Below are 242 nucleotides of genomic sequence, written 5' to 3'. Positions count from 1 at the left end.
ACCAGACGGCGCCGTTCTCGTCCTGCGCCTGAATCAGGTCGCCATAGGTGTCGTACTGATAGGCGCAGAGCTGGCGCAGCGGTTCGCCATCAACGATCTGCCAGAGGCCGATAAACCGGCCGTGAACGTCGATCATCGTGCCGAGGTGCAAATGGACTTTGGTGAAGTCGTTTTCCTGATAGGTGATCAGGTCGGAGAGCAGCGAGTGTTCGCCGTGACGATGCTCGTAATGCAGCATCATT

At 57.4% G+C, this 242-nt stretch carries 1 protein-coding gene; it reads right to left on the bottom strand.

What is annotated here, in order from left to right; all coding sequences use genetic code 11:
- A partial coding sequence (locus tag ACM6JQ_RS20845) for a hypothetical protein (protein WP_414894614.1) occupies nt 1-242 on the bottom strand: 242 nt, incomplete at both ends.

Source organism: Pseudomonas sp. IT-232MI5 (assembly GCF_949767845.1).
Lineage (GTDB): Bacteria > Pseudomonadota > Gammaproteobacteria > Pseudomonadales > Pseudomonadaceae > Aquipseudomonas.
The sequence above is the reverse complement of the archived record's forward strand: the minus strand, read 5'-3'. Positions and strand labels throughout refer to the sequence as shown.